Below are 15,127 nucleotides of genomic sequence, written 5' to 3'. Positions count from 1 at the left end.
CATCCCCACCTCTTTCTGGCGGACACGCTGTCAAGGCAGCAAGCTATACTTAAAAAACGTATAATGGAGGATCTGATATGTGCGGACGTTTCACTCAGTACGAGCCCCGCTCGCATTACATCGACGTCCTGGCACCTGACAAAACGTTCGCCAGCGGCATTGATGATATCCCGCTCGGCCGTTACAACGTCACGCCGGGTACGCGCGTTCTCCTGCTCAATCAGCGAGATGATAAAATCTATCTCGATCCCGTGAAGTGGGGTTACCAGCCGGGTTGGGCGAAGGAGTCAAAGCGGCCACCGATGATCAACGCCAGGGTAGAAACCGTCGCAACGAGCCGGATGTTTAAACCGCTCTTCGAACAGGGCCGCGCGCTTGTCATGGCAGACGGGTGGTATGAATGGAAAAAAGATGCGAACGACTCAAAGATCAAGCAACCCTATTTCATCCACCACGCATCGCATACACCGCTGTTCTTCGCTGCAATAAGCCGGTTTCACCCTGATGCGCCAGAAACGCCGGAGGAAGATGGCTTTGTTATCGTGACAGCCGCGAGCGATGAGGGGTTGGTCGATATCCACGACCGGCGCCCGCTCGTTCTTGACCGTGCACAAGCGTTAGAATGGCTGGATGGCAATACGTTACCTGAGAGGGCACTTGAGATTGCAGAAAAGGAGTCGTTGCCCCCAGCACAATTTACGTGGCAGCCGGTCACGAAGAAGGTAGGCAACATCAGGAACAACGGGGCTGACTTAATCGAACAGATCAGTGATCCATTGCTTTAAACTTTGACGCGCATCAGGTCGCTGAAGCGGGTGGTGTAGGCCGGTGAAAGCATCTGCCGTTTCATCTCCCATGACTTTTGTATGCCCTGTCCGGCGAACCACACCCGCCCTTTTCCGCTGTGGTTGATCCCATCAAGCACGGCCATAAGCTGTTCACTGTTTGACCGCGGCTTGTACTCATCAAATAAGCCGAGTTGCGCCACACCCTGGCTGTAAAAGTCGCCTAGCATGACCCCGCACTTTTGAAACCGATGACCCTCCTGCCAGATGGCATCAAGGCATTTCGTCGCGGCAGCCACGATATCCCGGCTGTCCTGCGAAGGGATCTGGATCTTGGTGCCCGCCGTCTTTCCGTAGTACACCTCATTCACGGCGAACGGACTGGTTTTAATAAACGCTGAGATATGACGACAGAACTGCCGCTCGCCGCGGAGTTTTTCTGCTGCACGCATAGCATGGCTGTATATGGCTTCGCGCATCAGGTCATATTCTGTGACCCGATCACCAAATGACCGGGAACAGACGATTTGCTGCTTGGTCGGTGCGAATTCCTCGAGCTCGAAGCAGGGTTCACCGCGCAGCTCCCTTACCGTTCGCTCGAGCACGATACTGAAATGTTTTCGGATGAGGGGCGTCGGCGCATCCGCCAATTGAAGCGCCGTATTGATGCCCATTGCGTTGAGTTTTTTCGCTATTCGTCTGCCGACACCCCATACCTCCGAGACGTCGACCAACGCCATGAGTTTTCGCTGCCGGATGAGCGGTGAGAGATCAACAACGCCGCCGGTCTTCGTCCATGTTTTGGCGGCATGATTTGCCAGCTTCGCCAGGGTCTTCGTTGGTCCGATACCGACCCCAACCGTCAGGCCTGTCCACAGCAAGACTTTCGCCCGCACCTCCCGCCCAAAGTCCTCCAGGTTCTGGCAGTTGCTGACCCCTTGAAGATTCATGAAGGCTTCGTCAATGGAGTAGACCTCCACCGCAGGAGACATTTCTTCCAGCACGGTCATAACCCGCGAACTCATGTCGGCGTACAGCGCGTAGTTACTGCTGAACGTTACAATATTGTGACGCTCGAACAGGTCACGCATTTTAAAAAAGGGCGCGCCCATCACGATACCCGCCTTCTTGGCTTCCCTGTTGCGGGCAATGACACAGCCGTCGTTGTTGCTGAGCACCACGACAGGTCGTCCTTTGAGATCGGGTCGGAACACCGTCTCGCAACTGGCGTAGAAGCTGTTGACATCGGCGAGGGCAAACATTACTGAAACCCGTTGATGCTGAACGTGACGACCCCGAACACTTCCAGTTCATCGCCGCCATCATGCAGCACGATGGGTGGGAAATCCGGGTTCATGGGGATCAGTTGAAAGACCGGATGCGTACAAAGGCGTTTGACCGTGTACTCACCGGCCAGTGAAGCGATGATGATGTCTCCATGCTTAGCTTGCAGACTGCGATCCACGACAAGCAGCGAACCTTCATAGATACCGGCATCGACCATACTCATCCCGGTCACCATCACGAAATAGGTGGCGGCAGGGTGATTGATACACAGCTCATTTAAATCAATCCCTTTCTCGATGTAGTCCTGTGCAGGGGACGGAAAGCCCGCGTGAACCTTGTCCTGGAACAAAGGGATAAGCAGCTTTCGCGGGTCGGAAATGGGGTAAAATACGTTCATCATGCACACTCACAATAACTGGTTATGCATACAGTATAATCATGAGTCTCACCGTCTGAAAAGTCCGGGTTAGGATATTTCTGTTATACCGCTGATCGGCAAAGAAAGAATGTTTCGGGCGATACTCCGGTTTTTGACGTTGTCCTTTCGGCAAATACGCCAGGGAGGTGATATCAGGCAGGAGGTGAGAATGGCTTCTCATCGGCTTGCCAGAAGGCCTCCAGCATCGAAAAACGTTGTCCAACGTTTCGTCTCCGCTGCCCTGCAGTCAGGATATTACAGCAGTGTTTACCCAGGTGTTTCTCCCCCTTCCCCTCCCCGATGTGCGCCTACATTTTTCGGTTACCGGGGTTTTCCCCGCTTCAAAAGCAGGCGCTTCTCGCCGTAGTCCTTCGGGATTATCATGAAAATAAACGTTGATAACGATAATCATTCTCACTAATATCGTTTAATGTTTAGTCATGGAGGGTTAACAATGGTCAAGAAAACCATCTCAACGCGTTCTTTTGCCTTCGGGGAATTAATTAGGCAAGCCAGAGCGATGAACATCGTGGAAGATGCCTGTAAACCGACATCTCCTTCATCAGAGTATGTGCCGGTATCCTGTGGCCCTGCGCTAATACTGATACGTATCGAAAAGGGAGACAAATAATGTTTCCGACACTGTCATCCTCCATTTCTTATTTAAGCGAGTGGGAAGACATTATTGATGAGGGAAATGTAGCCTATGAATGTCTGCAAAATGAAGAGGCGTTGGCGCTTTATCAAAAAGCGCTCGTATTGGCACAGGACATGGTGGCCAGAAAATTATGGTTAATCGATTCAGAGACTGTCGGGTATGTGATGCTAAAGATATTTGAATCCTCCCTCGCTGCGCTTATCGTGACACATAATAATCTTGCAAATCTCTATATTCGCCTCGGTGATATGGAGATGGCAAAAGTGTCACTGCTTCGCTCGCATACCGCTATGTTCCAGCTCCTCACGGAGGGATCACTGAATGAGGAGATGCTCAGTATTGCTGAACGTCATTACCAAAGACTTCAGGAGGATATGATTATTTTCCTGCGTGAGAATCCTTCCAGTAGCGAGAATGCCCCCTCACTTTCTTTTCCGCCACCGCCGATGTTTCATTAATTCCCCCAGAATGATGAACATCACAACTTCCCACAATAAAAGGAGTTTTTATGAAAAAATTAACAGCAGCCATGATTGCCATGTTAGCGAAACAACTTCCGATCCAGGCGACAACCAGCAAGGGAGGCATCCCGGATATTGGCCCTAAGCGTTCTCTACGTAAATATGATGAAAGCACGTTGATCTACAATGAAAATACGTGCGGTCAAACCTTGCAAAATATTATCGACGGTTCAAAAATGGCAGTGGCGATTATTAACAGAGAAAGGCTCGATGGATATCGATTTGTGGGTAGCCCCGAGATATTTTGTGAGGGCGAACCCTATATAGATTCCCTTGAGTTTGCGAAGAAAAATGGTATGAGACCTCCTAAATTTGCCATTCTTATCCATCTTGAAAACATCTACTCCCTGAGTTCGGGTAATACTGCAGGGAAAGAATTGTAATTATCCAATATAATACCTCTGGCACCTGGGGAACATAGCTCTGTAGACGCATAAAATAGATAATAACGTGCTACTCCCCATTTTATGCCACTTCGTATTTCCCTTTGAAGTGGAATTATACTCATACATATGATTAGTAATAATTGATTAATATATAAAAATTTATACTCCTTCAATACTTTTTCTTCAACTTTAAGTTGCAACATATCGACGGTGTTTGAATTAACATGAATTAAATAAAATACACATCCCTCGCGCCGATTTTTCCATCTATACTCAGAAATATGGGACAAACATCCCATTTTACACCCTAACCGGCCCTAGCGCTTGGCTTACAAAAAAAGGATGTCCTACCCTAATAATACGATCTGAGCCCCTCAAATCGTCAAAAGCCTTGGAATACTATTTCTGGCCCCCCTCTCCCGCTGGTGGTTTTTTTATTTTTATGCTTATATATCATTAAGATGCACTAGCCTTGTATTAACTGGCATCAGATCAGAATGCCTGCCAAGGCGATACTGCATTATCTCTTGAACCGGCTCCCATACTGCGGGCATTTTTTTTCAAAAATACCGTGAAATTTCTTTAATTACTAAACCCATTTTCTCAAGCCAAATTTCTAAAGGGGACTAATATCTCTTCGCGAGCATAGCTCTCGTTCCAAAACTAAATTAAGTGATGTTCACTGGCCCTCTTCACGAGGGCTTTTTTACGTCAAGAGAAGGTTAATCAGAAAAAACGTATGAGGCAGGATCGGCAGACCAAGTAATGTCCGATGCCGTGCTGGTATCAACTGCCTTGAGTACGGCAACCTGATTGAGCCCAGAATTCACACGCGCTGATTCAGCAACCTTGACGTACCCAAACCTGCCCGTTCTTTCTGGGCCTTACTATTGCAGGTAACCCTGTTAGGCCGTCACACCCCCCAGGGCTACCCACATCTATTCCCTCGACAGAGATGACGATTACTTAGCCTTACAGCAGCGTTTTGCTCAGGCGCATGATTTCTTTGATGTGAAACGTCTTGAAGATGCGAGAACTCATCTGGCTGTGCTTGAAAAACCGGGCGATGTGCTGGTGGCGATAATGAAAAAGCAAGGGCAAACGCCCCACATTTAAGAAACAGGACCGGTGATCACGGTCTTATCCGACGCGGGGTTCAGTGCTGCATGAACAGGAGAACTTCGGTCGGTTATCGCGTATATCCGTACAAATTAATCCTGCCCGAAAGGTATTCACCTAAGTAGACTTCACTAATTTTTTTGAAACCTTGCTCCGCGATCCTGGCTTCTAACCATTCCGCGTCTTTATTAATTATCTCAAGCAGATCGAAGTTTGCTGATCCATCCACGATGATGGGATAACGAATATTCTCGTCGCCGCTTTGGATAATCGTTAACTGACCATTCTGTTCGAGGACCACGCGTTTAAGCTGCTCAACTTCATAGATGCCATTAGATCTTAACTTAAACATCAGATCATTAGCTGAAACGCCATTTCTCAAACATTCTTTAACATCCACATTGCCGTTATGTACCAGCGTAATGGGTTTACCATCAATAATCCGCTTCACAAACCGATTATTTTCTTTAAGGAATTTAAGAATGAAAACCAGCAACGTCCAGATAATTAAGACCAGCACAAATTGCAGCACTGTAATTGATTCATTGTAGATGACGCCACCGATGATACTGCCCAGAACGTAGTTCTGAACCTGGTCCATGGCAGATGTCGGGGCAAGATTGCCTTTGCCCATAAGGTTGATTTGGACAATCAGGCACAGTATGCCCAGTCCCAGTTTGATGATGATAGGCGTGTATATAGGCAATTGATTTCTCCTTATTTTATGATGTTAACTTCCGGGTTTGTTAACCAGACGTCCGTTAAGTTATAGGTGTTTTGATCTGCACTTAAGTTAACCCGGTAATAGCCGTCGTTAACTTTAACGATCACGCCATCGGATAACTGCACTGAGCTGGAATAAATATCATTAATGCTGACATTCTTCTGCCTTGATAATAACGTGACAAAATTAACCATTTGCGACGACTGGGAGTGAATATTTTCACTATTGGCATAATCTGCATACTGAACACCTGAGACGAACAGCAAAAAAAGAAAAGCAATAATCGTTAAATCCCGATATCGGGTCTGCAGGCGATGACGCATATACAAGCTGAAAACGACAATCAGAACAAACAATGTACTAAAAATAATCACATACTTCAGATAATCATTTATATTTGACTGCGTTTGCAGGTAACTTATCCCATAAAAATTCATAGTCAAACCATTCCTTGTTGATTAAGGCTCCCTGCTTTTTATAATTATAACTGTGTATTGTCAATTATCTTGATGATGATTTGGGTTTTTGTTAAAGTTAAAGAGTAAGTGTCAAATACTTTGAGTATTACACGGACGTTATTTATACATTAATTTCACAAATTCACGTATTACAAAGATAAGATGATGGAGCGACAATGAAGTATGTACTAGCATTTATGCTGAGCATGGGATTATCAGGCTGCACGGCGAGCGATTGGGTCGATGCTGCGGGTGGGATAATGCAGGCTAATGATAAACAAAAAAAAGACGCCAGAAATAAGCGTATAAAAGCCGCTAACAAAGCTGCAGGTTACTAATTTAACACATTGAAGTTATTCCTCTTCTGACTGCCCCGCCTGACAGGATTCAATAAAGGGGCATAACGCATTAACTCTCTTTGCGTAAAATTGAATTACAGAATGCTCTTCTCTTTTTTCTCTAATCTGATATCAACATCATTAATAGCCGCTTCATTACCCCAACCGAGATGTCTGTAAAATTTCGCAGCACGGCTGTTCTTATCGGTTTCCAGCCAGACTACAACATGGTGTTTAAATAACTCTTGCTCAGCAGCCATGACAAGCTTACGCCCTGCCCCTTTATTTTCATATTCCGGGCGAACAAATGCCGCAAAGAGGCAGCCTTCATCCTGTAAAATCATCGAGAAACCGATAATTTTTTCATTATCAACTGCGACCCAGGCACAAGGGTTTTTCAGGATCATATCTGCCACAACGCTTTCAGTGATCCCCATCCGCCGCATTTCCTCACGACTGAGATGATTTTCTATCACCGACGTTCTCACATCGAAAATACTCCCGACATCAGTAACAAGTGCTGGTCTTATGTTTATACCCATCAGATAAGGTCTCAGTCATGATTTAAAATGCGATGATACCAAATATATCAACCAGATACTCAGCCGACAGGTTCGTGGCAGAAACGAAAATGGATTTTCAGCTTCCCTGCGGACGGCTCTCCGCTCTAACTCATTAGTCAGGAGCAAATCTCAAGTTATCGGCAGTTGCCAGAGACACAAACGGCCCGGCCAGCGTGACGTTGTGATGAGCAATAATTTCATTTTCTGATAAAAATACGTTATCCACTGTGGTTTGTGCATCTGAAATCAGCACGGTCTTGAATCCCAGCTCCGAGGCAACCTTGCAGGTCGTGTCGACACAAAATTCTGTTTTCATCCCGGCGATAACCACCCGCTTAACGCCTCGCTGGATGAGCTGAAGCTGCATGCCGGTATCGCGGAAACAGCTGGGGTGTTTTTTAATAAAGACGATATCCCTTTCAACATTAACGTCCATTTCAGGTATCAGTTGTGTTAACGGACTTTGTTCAGATAAGGGGGAGTCATTGAGTCCGGTGTGACGGGCGAAAAAGACGGGCACCTGAGCCTGTCTTGCTTTTGCAATCAGCAGACAAATATTCGACAAAACCGCTCCGGCGGAATGCGGAGATGTCGGGCCACGGAAGTGCTGCCCGTCATGTTGCCACCAATGACATAAGGCGTGATTTTGTGGTGAGAAGCTGACTTCAGGCAGTAAAGAACCACACCAGCGAATTGTTTACCCCTTTTTATTTTCTGCATGCCTTTCATCGGTCTGACTCCAGAAAGGTTGTAGGAATAAGGTGATCGCGAAGAGTTTTTATTTGTCTGCGCAGGGCAAAGAGTTCTGTACGGGTCAGTTCGCTGTCAGGGCTTTTGCTGTCGAGATGACTCAGCAGCTGGTTTAAATCCTGTGAAAGGCTGCCGAGTTTAATCCATGCTTCACGCTTGATTTCTGGCAGAACCGGCGGGAGTTTATTCAGGGAAGCCATCCTGAGCCATTCTCCTTTTTTATACTGACCTCTTTTACGGTCGAGAAGAATTAACTCTTCTTCATTTAATCTGACACTGATGCAGTGATGTCGTATTTCCTTCTCAGGAAGTTTGTCAGTATGGAATTTACCGCGTCTTGATACTTTGCTTATGTCACCCTCTTTACTAATATCTTTGTTCATAGTTATCCTTTTATTGCAGGCTTATTACTACAGATAACCGATGTGGTGAATAAGTCAAACTGTTGCAGGGTGAATTATTTAATTGGCAGGATAAAAAAGTATGCCATTTTACAAATAGTATACCCGGGAGGGCTTATCAGATTAGGCTGTGTCCACTATTTGCGGGTAGGATCAGTAATGAGCTAATGCTCATAACACAATAGGCACAATCGATTGCCAGAGAAACAGTGCCGCAGAGAAAACACGCTATCGTGTGCTTAAAATAACATACGACAGAGAAGCCACGCTCAGAAACGCTCCTCAGCCTGGGAGCGTTCTGCATATTCTCCCGTGCATGCGCTTATCAGCGGCCCGAAGGCCAGGCAGCAATACGCAGGCGCAAAGGTATTCAGATGCCTTTCCCGGCCTGTCGGGGCGTAAAATATAAATTTAGCGTTCCGCCCCAAAACACACCGTCGATGATCCCACTTAACAGACCAAACATAAGATTAAAATTAAACGCGTATTTCAAATTCGGTTCGACATTGAGAAAAAAAATCAACGCGAATTTGGTAGCAAAAGCAACAATGATAAATATCAGGGTCAATGGCGTACCCGGGCGAATAATTAAATCTGTTCCCTCTTTGATTTCTAAACGCGGACCAGCGCGCCAGAGCAACCAGCCAACGCTGCCGCCTATGAGTAGCCCCGCCAGCATAGATACCATCCCCCAGTGCGGGAACGCCAGCTCATTAATCACGCCGCTTCCCCCCCAAAAAAGGAAGATTAACGGCAAAAGAAAAAGCCGTTTAACTTCCATTTCCCGGTCATTCAATGCATTTATTCCCCTCGCAATGAGAAAAACAAGTAAAATCCAGACCCATACAGGAGTTCCGGTCAAAATCGTTAATAATGACATATTATGCACCATGGTGTTTGACGCGATAAAAATATCGCATGATGTTAGGAAGATATTTAGAAAAAAGAATGCCAACACAGACCAGACCAATAGTCGCCAGACGAAGCTGAGGAGTCCATGCAAAAAACGCATTGAGCAGACCATTGGCAATAAAGATGATCGTCCAAATCCATGTAATATATTTATTGATCAGGTAAAACATGATATGCCTGCGTTTTTCCTCAGAAACACCGGCGCTGGCATAAAAAATGGTAAAGGGTTTCTTGACCAGCAGACTCACAAACGAGACGAACGCGAGTGACAGATAACAAAAACTTGTTGGGTAATTCAATAACAGCGTAGACCAGCCGACAAAGTAATTAGCAAACAGGATGATAACCGTCAAAATATTGGTAATCATTACTGGCTCGCCCTGCCGGACGATTTTAATGTTCACCACAATAATAAACAGTAAGATCACACTTAAGATCAGTGACCTTTCAACGATAGTTAAAACGTTTTCATTTACCACCCACGAGTAAATACTCCATGGAATAAAGGAAATTATAATATTGAACATATCGCATCATCCTTTCTATATTTAATAGAAAACTTGCCGCACGTGCACCGTTTTTTAGTTTCTGAATGAATATAAAAAACACCGCTCGAATCACACTCTACATCTCGTTTAATGGCCAGCAGATAGGCATTCCCCGGATAAACTGCTTCAATAAATTTGACTTTTTCCAGCGTAACAGAAGCAATATTTTCCGCCGTCTCGCGCGACGTTAATGCGAGAACCATGTCAATCAACAATGAACCGGGACATACAGCCCGGGAGGGAAAGTGTTCCTGAAAAAGCGGATGATGCGCGTTAAAGGAAAAAGGATAAGTGTCCCCGCTTAAAGGAGAAACATTATATAAATCACCGAGGAATGATGGCGAGGCGTTGTCTGAAGCCGATTCAGGTAAGTAGACCTTGCTGACCATGATAATAGCCAGCGCAATAACAGCGCGGTGATTATCGCGTGGAGTGGCCTTACAGTGAATACGGTAAGCATCATTAATAAGTTCAATATGCCCTTCAACGCGTAACAGATCGCTATCAAAATTGGCGGTAGAGTCAAACTGTTCCACCATCACCGGCAGATAGCGCCAGGTTGGGTCGGTATTTTTCGAAACCGCGGTGGCGAAGCGAACGGCAAATTGATGCAAGGCTTCGAGTAACAAACCCGGTTTCAGGTAGTTATGCGCTAAATCCCAGTGGGAAATATTGATTTGCCCGCAAGCCGCCGCCGATCCCGTTAAGGCGATGCCCTGACATATTCCCAGGAAATTTGGCTCGATGCGATGACTTATAGCCATGATTGGGGAACCTTTTTATATTTTTCTCTTAAATCCTCTGAGGACAAACCAAAGGAGTGAGCGCTAAACCGCGCTTGATAGTGCGCGAGAAGTATCGGCATCCGACAGACAAAAAAGGCCAGCAGTCCCAGTTCAGGCGCAACCCGCTGCGCGCTCATGACGCTGGCAATTAAAAAATCGACATTGGGTTGCAGCCCGCTGTTGTCCGAAATGGCGCGGGCAAGCGCACTGAAGGGTCGCATCAACATGTGAAAGCGTGAAAAGAAGAAATCGACCCGGACATCATTGCGCATGATCGGATGACCAAATCCCGGCCAGGGTTTGTCCTTGCAGTAATGGTTTGTCGCAGCATCAATATTCCCTTTTTCAACATCATCAATGACGCTGGAGAGTCTCATGATGGCATATTTACAGGCGCCCATATGCGCAGGCCCGGTGGCACAAAACCCGCCGATTAATGCAGAAATCACATCGCTCTTGGTGCTGGCAATAAACCTTATCGTGGTCGTGGTGGGCGTCACAGTACCAAACCCGCCTAACAGCAGAGACATAAACCGGCAATGCGATTCATCCTCCAGCCCGGAAGACGCCGCCTTCCCGGTTAACGCTAACCAAAAAGCGTGTTCAAAGGTTTTGCAATTTTCTATCACCGGTACATCAAAAAATGGCTCAGAGGAACGCGCCAGCGAAATAATCCACGGCATAAGCAAGATAATTTTCAGACAGTCGTCAGCGTTTATCGGCACCATAACTTTACGCTGCGCTGCCGACACCTCAACTTGCGACAATAACATCATAAACCGCTGCATTAAGGTCAGCGATGGCAATGCGTTGATCAGTTGATGCATCGCTTTAATTTTCGTTACGGGGTCCGTTTGTTTTAGTTCGGAGTTGGCACTCTGTATAAGCCGATTCATCTGTTCTTCATTCACGAGGCTGCCGGTCAGTGCAAACCAGGCGTTCTGCAAATAACGGTTTGCATCGGCAATATCGATCAAATTACATCCACGAACAAACAATACGTTATTATCTAAATCATAATTATCGATAACATCATCTGACATAATTTACTCCTGTTGCTCTGGCGACAGGCGATAGAGCCTGATGTTGACATTATTGAGCGTGGTTTTGGCGATAAGCTGCTCAGCCATTTCATCAGCATTCAGATATCCTGACTCATAAAGAAAGTTAGGTTCCCGCTCGATCACATCGACCGTTTTGGTGATCGTTTTTTTAATGGCAGCGTAGAGGTTTTTCTTATTCATAATGGAAGAGGACAAAATGATCACATCCATATCCTTATAATCAAACGCTTCTCCCGGCTGGAATAAAAAGCGAACGCGATGCGCCTCCACATCTTTAGGAATACGCCAGCAATCGAAAACATGTTGCGCCTGCGCTACCGCATCCTGAATAATATCCAGCGCGGTGATTTGACATGCTGAATATTTTGCCCACATCAGCACGCTGGTTGGCATCGGCCCGCAACCTACATGGCAAATATTAGCCGCGTCACTGCGGATAAGCGCCCTTTCTGCATCGTAAAGCTGGCGATAAAAATCGATAAATTTATTTCTGTTATTGCTGATACTCTCGATTTCAGATTGCGGGATCGCCAGGCGCCTGGACATCATCCCTGACATCTGCTCTTCATATTTCATTTCATAGTCGAGCGCTTTACGATCCAGTTCCGCAAGAAGATCCTTGTGGGTATCAATGAAGGTATTAAAAACGGCGGCGTTCTCTCTGCGCGCAGCAGAAAATTGCATACTGATATGCTGTAGCCTGTCGTAAAAATCCATAGAAAAGAGTGAATGCTCATCAATCGGATGCGAATTCACTAACACAATTTCATGAAGCAAGTTATCAAGTTGCATTAGCATGACTCCCTTGTGTCGCAAACCAGCAGACATTTCCCTCGGGGTGAAAAAAGCAGAGCGTTATACTCAACAACGGTGAGGTTGATACGTCCCCGCTTTTTCATATAGGCTTCATAAATATCCGGCAAATGACAGATTTCATCCTCCAGTTCGGACAAATCAACGGCATGAGATAATCCGCAGCAGATTTTAATATCCATAATTTCTTGTCTTTCAGCGGATAAAGACAAGACGATTTGAACAATCGCCTCAGGCAATTTTTGGTTAATCATTCTGGCTATTTTTTCATGGCTAATCAGATTACCCATGAAATTAAAATCAAGAGCGTTGCGTTTAATACCCTGAAAATAGAGTTGATTATTTTCAACGAATAATTTGCCCCTATCCCCTGCCGGATATCTGACAAGTTTACGCGAGGCATCCGGGTCCAGCGACGTGACCAATAACCCCTTTTTATCTTCATATTCAAAGAAGAAGTCATCGCTGAATAGCAGATATTTATTATGATGCCCCTCGACAGACATCCCAATGAAACCGCACTCCGACAGGCCGTACAAACCGATTATCCGCAGGTCGTCGCCCAGCACCTCGCGCAGATAGTTTTCATGCGCGGCCAACATCGGTTCGCCGGTAAAGACCACATTTTTAATGACCAGCGGAACCCCAAGCCCGATCATGGTTTCCACAAACTGCACGAGAGTGGCCGGCACACCAAACAGCGTCGAGAGTTGAATGTCGGCCAGGAAATCAAAATGACTCTTCCGCAGCAATGCAATATCGCCGACCGGCACCACATGCGCGCGGCAATGTTTTAAAATTTCACACGCTGAATAGTGTAAGGATGAAAACAGGTTAATCGTAAAAAGGTTGCCAACGACGTCTCCTGCGGAAAAAACCTCCCGCGACCGCAGGTTATGAATTAAGTTGTGCTCCGATGCGCTGACCGCGTCCTTACTGGATTTTAAACGGACGCTGATCATTTTCATCGCCCCGGTGGTGCCGCTTGTGGCGCCAAGCAGCATCGGTATTTGTTCAGCCGCAGGGTCCCGTTGCGTCAAAGAACCACTGTCGCCAGTGGTTGAATAAACGTGGGAACTAATCCTGACTGAATCACGGAAGGCCGTATAATCGAAGGCTTGGCATCCGGTGATTGCCGTAATCCGCGGTTGCATTTTTGCATACATCTCAGCGCAGCAATAATCCATGATGACTCAGGCCTTTTTAATGAAAATTTCACAGCCCAGGGCAGCAAGACCTTCTCCGCGCGTCACTGTCCAGCTTATCCCGTCAAGATCGCAGCAGTGCATAAGCGCGGTAAGGCTCGCCAGGGTGAATTTTTCTTCCGTGGACATATCAGTCACGCCACACTCACTACGTGACTGATTAAAAACACCCAGCGCGGTCTCTTCTGCATCGGCCAGCGGTTCGTGGATAATAATGCGACCGCCGCTATCCAGAACACGACACAGCTCCTGCAACCCTTTTGCAGGTTCAGCCCAGTGATGAATGACGGAGCGGGCATAGATCATTGAAAATGAATTATCGGGAAACGGTAAATTACTGACGCTGGCTTCAACAATGTTGAATACGTGCTGGCATTTCAGCTCGCTACATTTTTTAACGCAAAAACGCACCATCCGCGGATCAATATCAACCCCATAAAAGGAGTAATCAGTGAGTTTTTGCGACTGGAACAGGTCGAAAAGCATGTGGCCGGTTCCCATACCAATATCCAGAATCTTTTTCCTCGGCGAAGTAATACTGGCTGCTTCTTCCAGAATCCTTTCCTTTAAATACGCATTCCACGGTGATGTGCCTTCCGTCGCGTAAGCTTCATAATGTTCAGGTGTGATATCTACCAGTAAATCGTTCATACCAATATTCCTCTAAATGAATTTATGGCGCAGCCACAGGATTGTTAAAAAATTAATCGGGTATTGCGATGCTCATCTCTTCATATAACAGATCATCTAAAATGATTGATGTTAAAGACGCATCCAGCAAAACGACGGTTATTACAGATTGATCAAGGTAATAGCAGTTACAAATAAACGTCTTCCCCTTAAATTCGGCTACGTTGCCAACATAGCGAAAAACGCATCTCACCCGGTTATATGCAACTAATAAATAATCATTGATATCAAAAGTACATACCGAAATGGCGCACAACGCCTTATACAAGCTCTCCATACAGCTGAATATCGTGGTGCACAAACGGTTGTCAGCCTGTCCGACCGGGAAACGGGCATATTTTTCACAATAATCCAGCATAAATGGCCTTGGTGCTTTCGCCTTTTCGATAAACTCGATATCAATCCCGACAGAATGAATCCGCCGATCGTTATTCACCAACATAACGCTTTCATTCCGTCCATGGCTTACGGAACTGTGTGTCACCTCTACGCCAGGTAAAATCCTTTTCACTATATCGACAAAAAGTACCCTGGCCATTTCACGATACAATAGTTTTTCCGCTGAGCGTTTTGTTGCGACCGGCAAATAACGATGAAGCCTGCCGATATGCAAATAAGCGGTATAAAAAGAGTGACTCACAATGCACAGATAATTGTTTGCATGACGATTAACATACACTTTATTCATGTCATGGTTCTAAC

At 46.1% G+C, this 15,127-nt stretch carries 19 protein-coding genes; 4 read left to right on the top strand and 15 right to left on the bottom strand.

Going from position 1 to position 15,127, the window contains the following annotated elements; translation table 11 throughout:
- Nucleotides 1-77: 77 nt before the first annotated feature.
- The gene (locus J1784_RS17215) at nt 78-785 is read left to right on the top strand and encodes an SOS response-associated peptidase family protein (RefSeq protein ID WP_120509493.1); all 708 of its coding nucleotides are present in this window, start codon (nt 78-80) and stop codon (nt 783-785) included.
- Here the strand turns inward: J1784_RS17215 and umuC are convergent.
- Nucleotides 782-2,047: a translesion error-prone DNA polymerase V subunit UmuC gene (gene umuC / locus J1784_RS17210; protein WP_217150244.1), complete on the bottom strand. Its 1,266-nt coding sequence runs from the start codon at nt 2,045-2,047 to the stop codon at nt 782-784. The genes J1784_RS17215 and umuC overlap by 4 nt on opposite strands.
- Entirely contained in the window at nt 2,047-2,469 is a 423-nt protein-coding gene (gene umuD / locus J1784_RS17205) for a translesion error-prone DNA polymerase V autoproteolytic subunit (RefSeq protein WP_217150243.1), read from the bottom strand. The genes umuC and umuD overlap by 1 nt, the downstream gene beginning before the upstream one ends.
- Before the next feature lie 651 nt (nt 2,470-3,120).
- Here umuD and J1784_RS17200 point away from each other — a divergent pair.
- Nucleotides 3,121-3,606, top strand: a complete 486-nt coding sequence (locus J1784_RS17200) for a hypothetical protein (protein ID WP_120509490.1) — start codon at nt 3,121-3,123, stop codon at nt 3,604-3,606.
- A 50-nt stretch (nt 3,607-3,656) separates the two neighbouring features.
- Nucleotides 3,657-4,052 (top strand): pyridoxamine 5'-phosphate oxidase family protein, encoded by a 396-nt coding sequence (locus J1784_RS17195; RefSeq protein ID WP_217150242.1) that lies wholly within the window; start codon nt 3,657-3,659, stop codon nt 4,050-4,052.
- Between the two features lie 1,192 nt (nt 4,053-5,244).
- On the opposite strand, the gene J1784_RS17190 is transcribed toward J1784_RS17195, so the two are convergent.
- Nucleotides 5,245-5,880 carry a DUF421 domain-containing protein gene (locus tag J1784_RS17190; protein ID WP_217150241.1) on the bottom strand — a complete coding sequence of 212 codons (636 nt, stop codon included), beginning with the start codon at nt 5,878-5,880 and terminating at the stop codon, nt 5,245-5,247.
- Nucleotides 5,881-5,891: 11 nt separating this feature from the next.
- Complete coding sequence (locus J1784_RS17185; RefSeq protein WP_217150240.1) at nt 5,892-6,335, bottom strand: DUF3290 domain-containing protein; 444 nt, start codon at nt 6,333-6,335, stop codon at nt 5,892-5,894.
- A 197-nt stretch (nt 6,336-6,532) separates the two neighbouring features.
- On the opposite strand from J1784_RS17185, the gene J1784_RS17180 reads away from it, so the two are divergent.
- Nucleotides 6,533-6,694, top strand: coding sequence for a hypothetical protein (locus J1784_RS17180; protein ID WP_217150239.1), 162 nt, complete (start codon nt 6,533-6,535; stop codon nt 6,692-6,694).
- Between the two features lie 95 nt (nt 6,695-6,789).
- Here the strand turns inward: J1784_RS17180 and J1784_RS17175 are convergent, their stop codons facing one another.
- From J1784_RS17175 to J1784_RS17125, 11 genes are all read right to left on the bottom strand, one after another.
- On the bottom strand, nt 6,790-7,182 hold the full coding sequence (locus J1784_RS17175) for a GNAT family N-acetyltransferase (RefSeq protein WP_338019915.1): 393 nt from the start codon (nt 7,180-7,182) through the stop codon (nt 6,790-6,792).
- A gap of 187 nt (nt 7,183-7,369) precedes the next feature.
- Nucleotides 7,370-7,930, bottom strand: coding sequence for an isochorismatase family protein (locus J1784_RS17170; protein ID WP_217150412.1), 561 nt, complete (start codon nt 7,928-7,930; stop codon nt 7,370-7,372).
- Nucleotides 7,931-7,982: 52 nt separating this feature from the next.
- A complete protein-coding gene (locus tag J1784_RS17165) occupies nt 7,983-8,390 on the bottom strand; it encodes an ATP-binding protein (protein ID WP_217150237.1) in 408 nt (135 codons plus the stop codon).
- A 388-nt stretch (nt 8,391-8,778) separates the two neighbouring features.
- A complete protein-coding gene (locus J1784_RS17160; RefSeq protein WP_238485579.1) occupies nt 8,779-9,288 on the bottom strand; it encodes a DUF6622 family protein in 510 nt (169 codons plus the stop codon).
- Nucleotide 9,289: 1 nt separating this feature from the next.
- Complete coding sequence (locus J1784_RS17155; protein ID WP_105454850.1) at nt 9,290-9,847, bottom strand: hypothetical protein; 558 nt, start codon at nt 9,845-9,847, stop codon at nt 9,290-9,292.
- Nucleotides 9,832-10,632 (bottom strand): ApeI family dehydratase, encoded by an 801-nt coding sequence (locus tag J1784_RS17150; RefSeq protein WP_217150236.1) that lies wholly within the window; start codon nt 10,630-10,632, stop codon nt 9,832-9,834. The genes J1784_RS17155 and J1784_RS17150 overlap by 16 nt, the downstream gene beginning before the upstream one ends.
- Nucleotides 10,623-11,696, bottom strand: a complete 1,074-nt coding sequence (locus tag J1784_RS17145; RefSeq protein WP_217150235.1) for a citrate/2-methylcitrate synthase — start codon at nt 11,694-11,696, stop codon at nt 10,623-10,625. The genes J1784_RS17150 and J1784_RS17145 overlap by 10 nt, the downstream gene beginning before the upstream one ends.
- A 3-nt stretch (nt 11,697-11,699) precedes the next feature.
- Nucleotides 11,700-12,545: a class I SAM-dependent methyltransferase gene (locus tag J1784_RS17140; protein ID WP_217150234.1), complete on the bottom strand. Its 846-nt coding sequence runs from the start codon at nt 12,543-12,545 to the stop codon at nt 11,700-11,702.
- Complete coding sequence (locus J1784_RS17135) at nt 12,509-13,717, bottom strand: AMP-binding protein (protein WP_217150233.1); 1,209 nt, start codon at nt 13,715-13,717, stop codon at nt 12,509-12,511. The genes J1784_RS17140 and J1784_RS17135 overlap by 37 nt, the downstream gene beginning before the upstream one ends.
- Nucleotides 13,718-13,723: 6 nt before the next feature.
- Nucleotides 13,724-14,386: a class I SAM-dependent methyltransferase gene (locus J1784_RS17130; protein ID WP_129363309.1), complete on the bottom strand. Its 663-nt coding sequence runs from the start codon at nt 14,384-14,386 to the stop codon at nt 13,724-13,726.
- Between the two features lie 52 nt (nt 14,387-14,438).
- A complete protein-coding gene (locus J1784_RS17125) occupies nt 14,439-15,113 on the bottom strand; it encodes a hypothetical protein (RefSeq protein ID WP_217150232.1) in 675 nt (224 codons plus the stop codon).
- Nucleotides 15,114-15,127: the final 14 nt, after the last annotated feature.

The sequence above is a fragment of the Rahnella ecdela genome, from assembly GCF_019049625.1.
Taxonomy (GTDB): domain Bacteria; phylum Pseudomonadota; class Gammaproteobacteria; order Enterobacterales; family Enterobacteriaceae; genus Rahnella; species Rahnella ecdela.
Note: the sequence above shows the minus strand (reverse complement) of the source record. Positions and strands in the feature narration are given on the sequence as shown.

Bases quoted from the DNA above. Each gene is read 5' to 3' on its own strand.
- J1784_RS17185 (WP_217150240.1), bottom strand. From the start codon at position 6,335: ATGAATTTTTATGGGATAAGTTACCTGCAAACGCAGTCAAATATAAAT.
- J1784_RS17135 (WP_217150233.1), bottom strand. From the start codon at position 13,717: ATGGATTATTGCTGCGCTGAGATGTATGCAAAAATGCAACCGCGGATT.
- J1784_RS17215 (WP_120509493.1), top strand. From the start codon at position 78: ATGTGCGGACGTTTCACTCAGTACGAGCCCCGCTCGCATTACATCGAC.
- J1784_RS17200 (WP_120509490.1), top strand. From the start codon at position 3,121: ATGTTTCCGACACTGTCATCCTCCATTTCTTATTTAAGCGAGTGGGAA.
- J1784_RS17140 (WP_217150234.1), bottom strand. From the start codon at position 12,545: ATGTCTGCTGGTTTGCGACACAAGGGAGTCATGCTAATGCAACTTGAT.
- J1784_RS17130 (WP_129363309.1), bottom strand. From the start codon at position 14,386: ATGAACGATTTACTGGTAGATATCACACCTGAACATTATGAAGCTTAC.
- J1784_RS17180 (WP_217150239.1), top strand. From the start codon at position 6,533: ATGAAGTATGTACTAGCATTTATGCTGAGCATGGGATTATCAGGCTGC.
- J1784_RS17125 (WP_217150232.1), bottom strand. From the start codon at position 15,113: ATGAATAAAGTGTATGTTAATCGTCATGCAAACAATTATCTGTGCATT.
- J1784_RS17145 (WP_217150235.1), bottom strand. From the start codon at position 11,696: ATGTCAGATGATGTTATCGATAATTATGATTTAGATAATAACGTATTG.
- J1784_RS17195 (WP_217150242.1), top strand. From the start codon at position 3,657: ATGAAAAAATTAACAGCAGCCATGATTGCCATGTTAGCGAAACAACTT.
- J1784_RS17155 (WP_105454850.1), bottom strand. From the start codon at position 9,847: ATGTTCAATATTATAATTTCCTTTATTCCATGGAGTATTTACTCGTGG.
- umuD (WP_217150243.1), bottom strand. From the start codon at position 2,469: ATGAACGTATTTTACCCCATTTCCGACCCGCGAAAGCTGCTTATCCCT.
- J1784_RS17160 (WP_238485579.1), bottom strand. From the start codon at position 9,288: ATGTCATTATTAACGATTTTGACCGGAACTCCTGTATGGGTCTGGATT.
- J1784_RS17150 (WP_217150236.1), bottom strand. From the start codon at position 10,632: ATGGCTATAAGTCATCGCATCGAGCCAAATTTCCTGGGAATATGTCAG.
- J1784_RS17165 (WP_217150237.1), bottom strand. From the start codon at position 8,390: ATGAACAAAGATATTAGTAAAGAGGGTGACATAAGCAAAGTATCAAGA.
- umuC (WP_217150244.1), bottom strand. From the start codon at position 2,047: ATGTTTGCCCTCGCCGATGTCAACAGCTTCTACGCCAGTTGCGAGACG.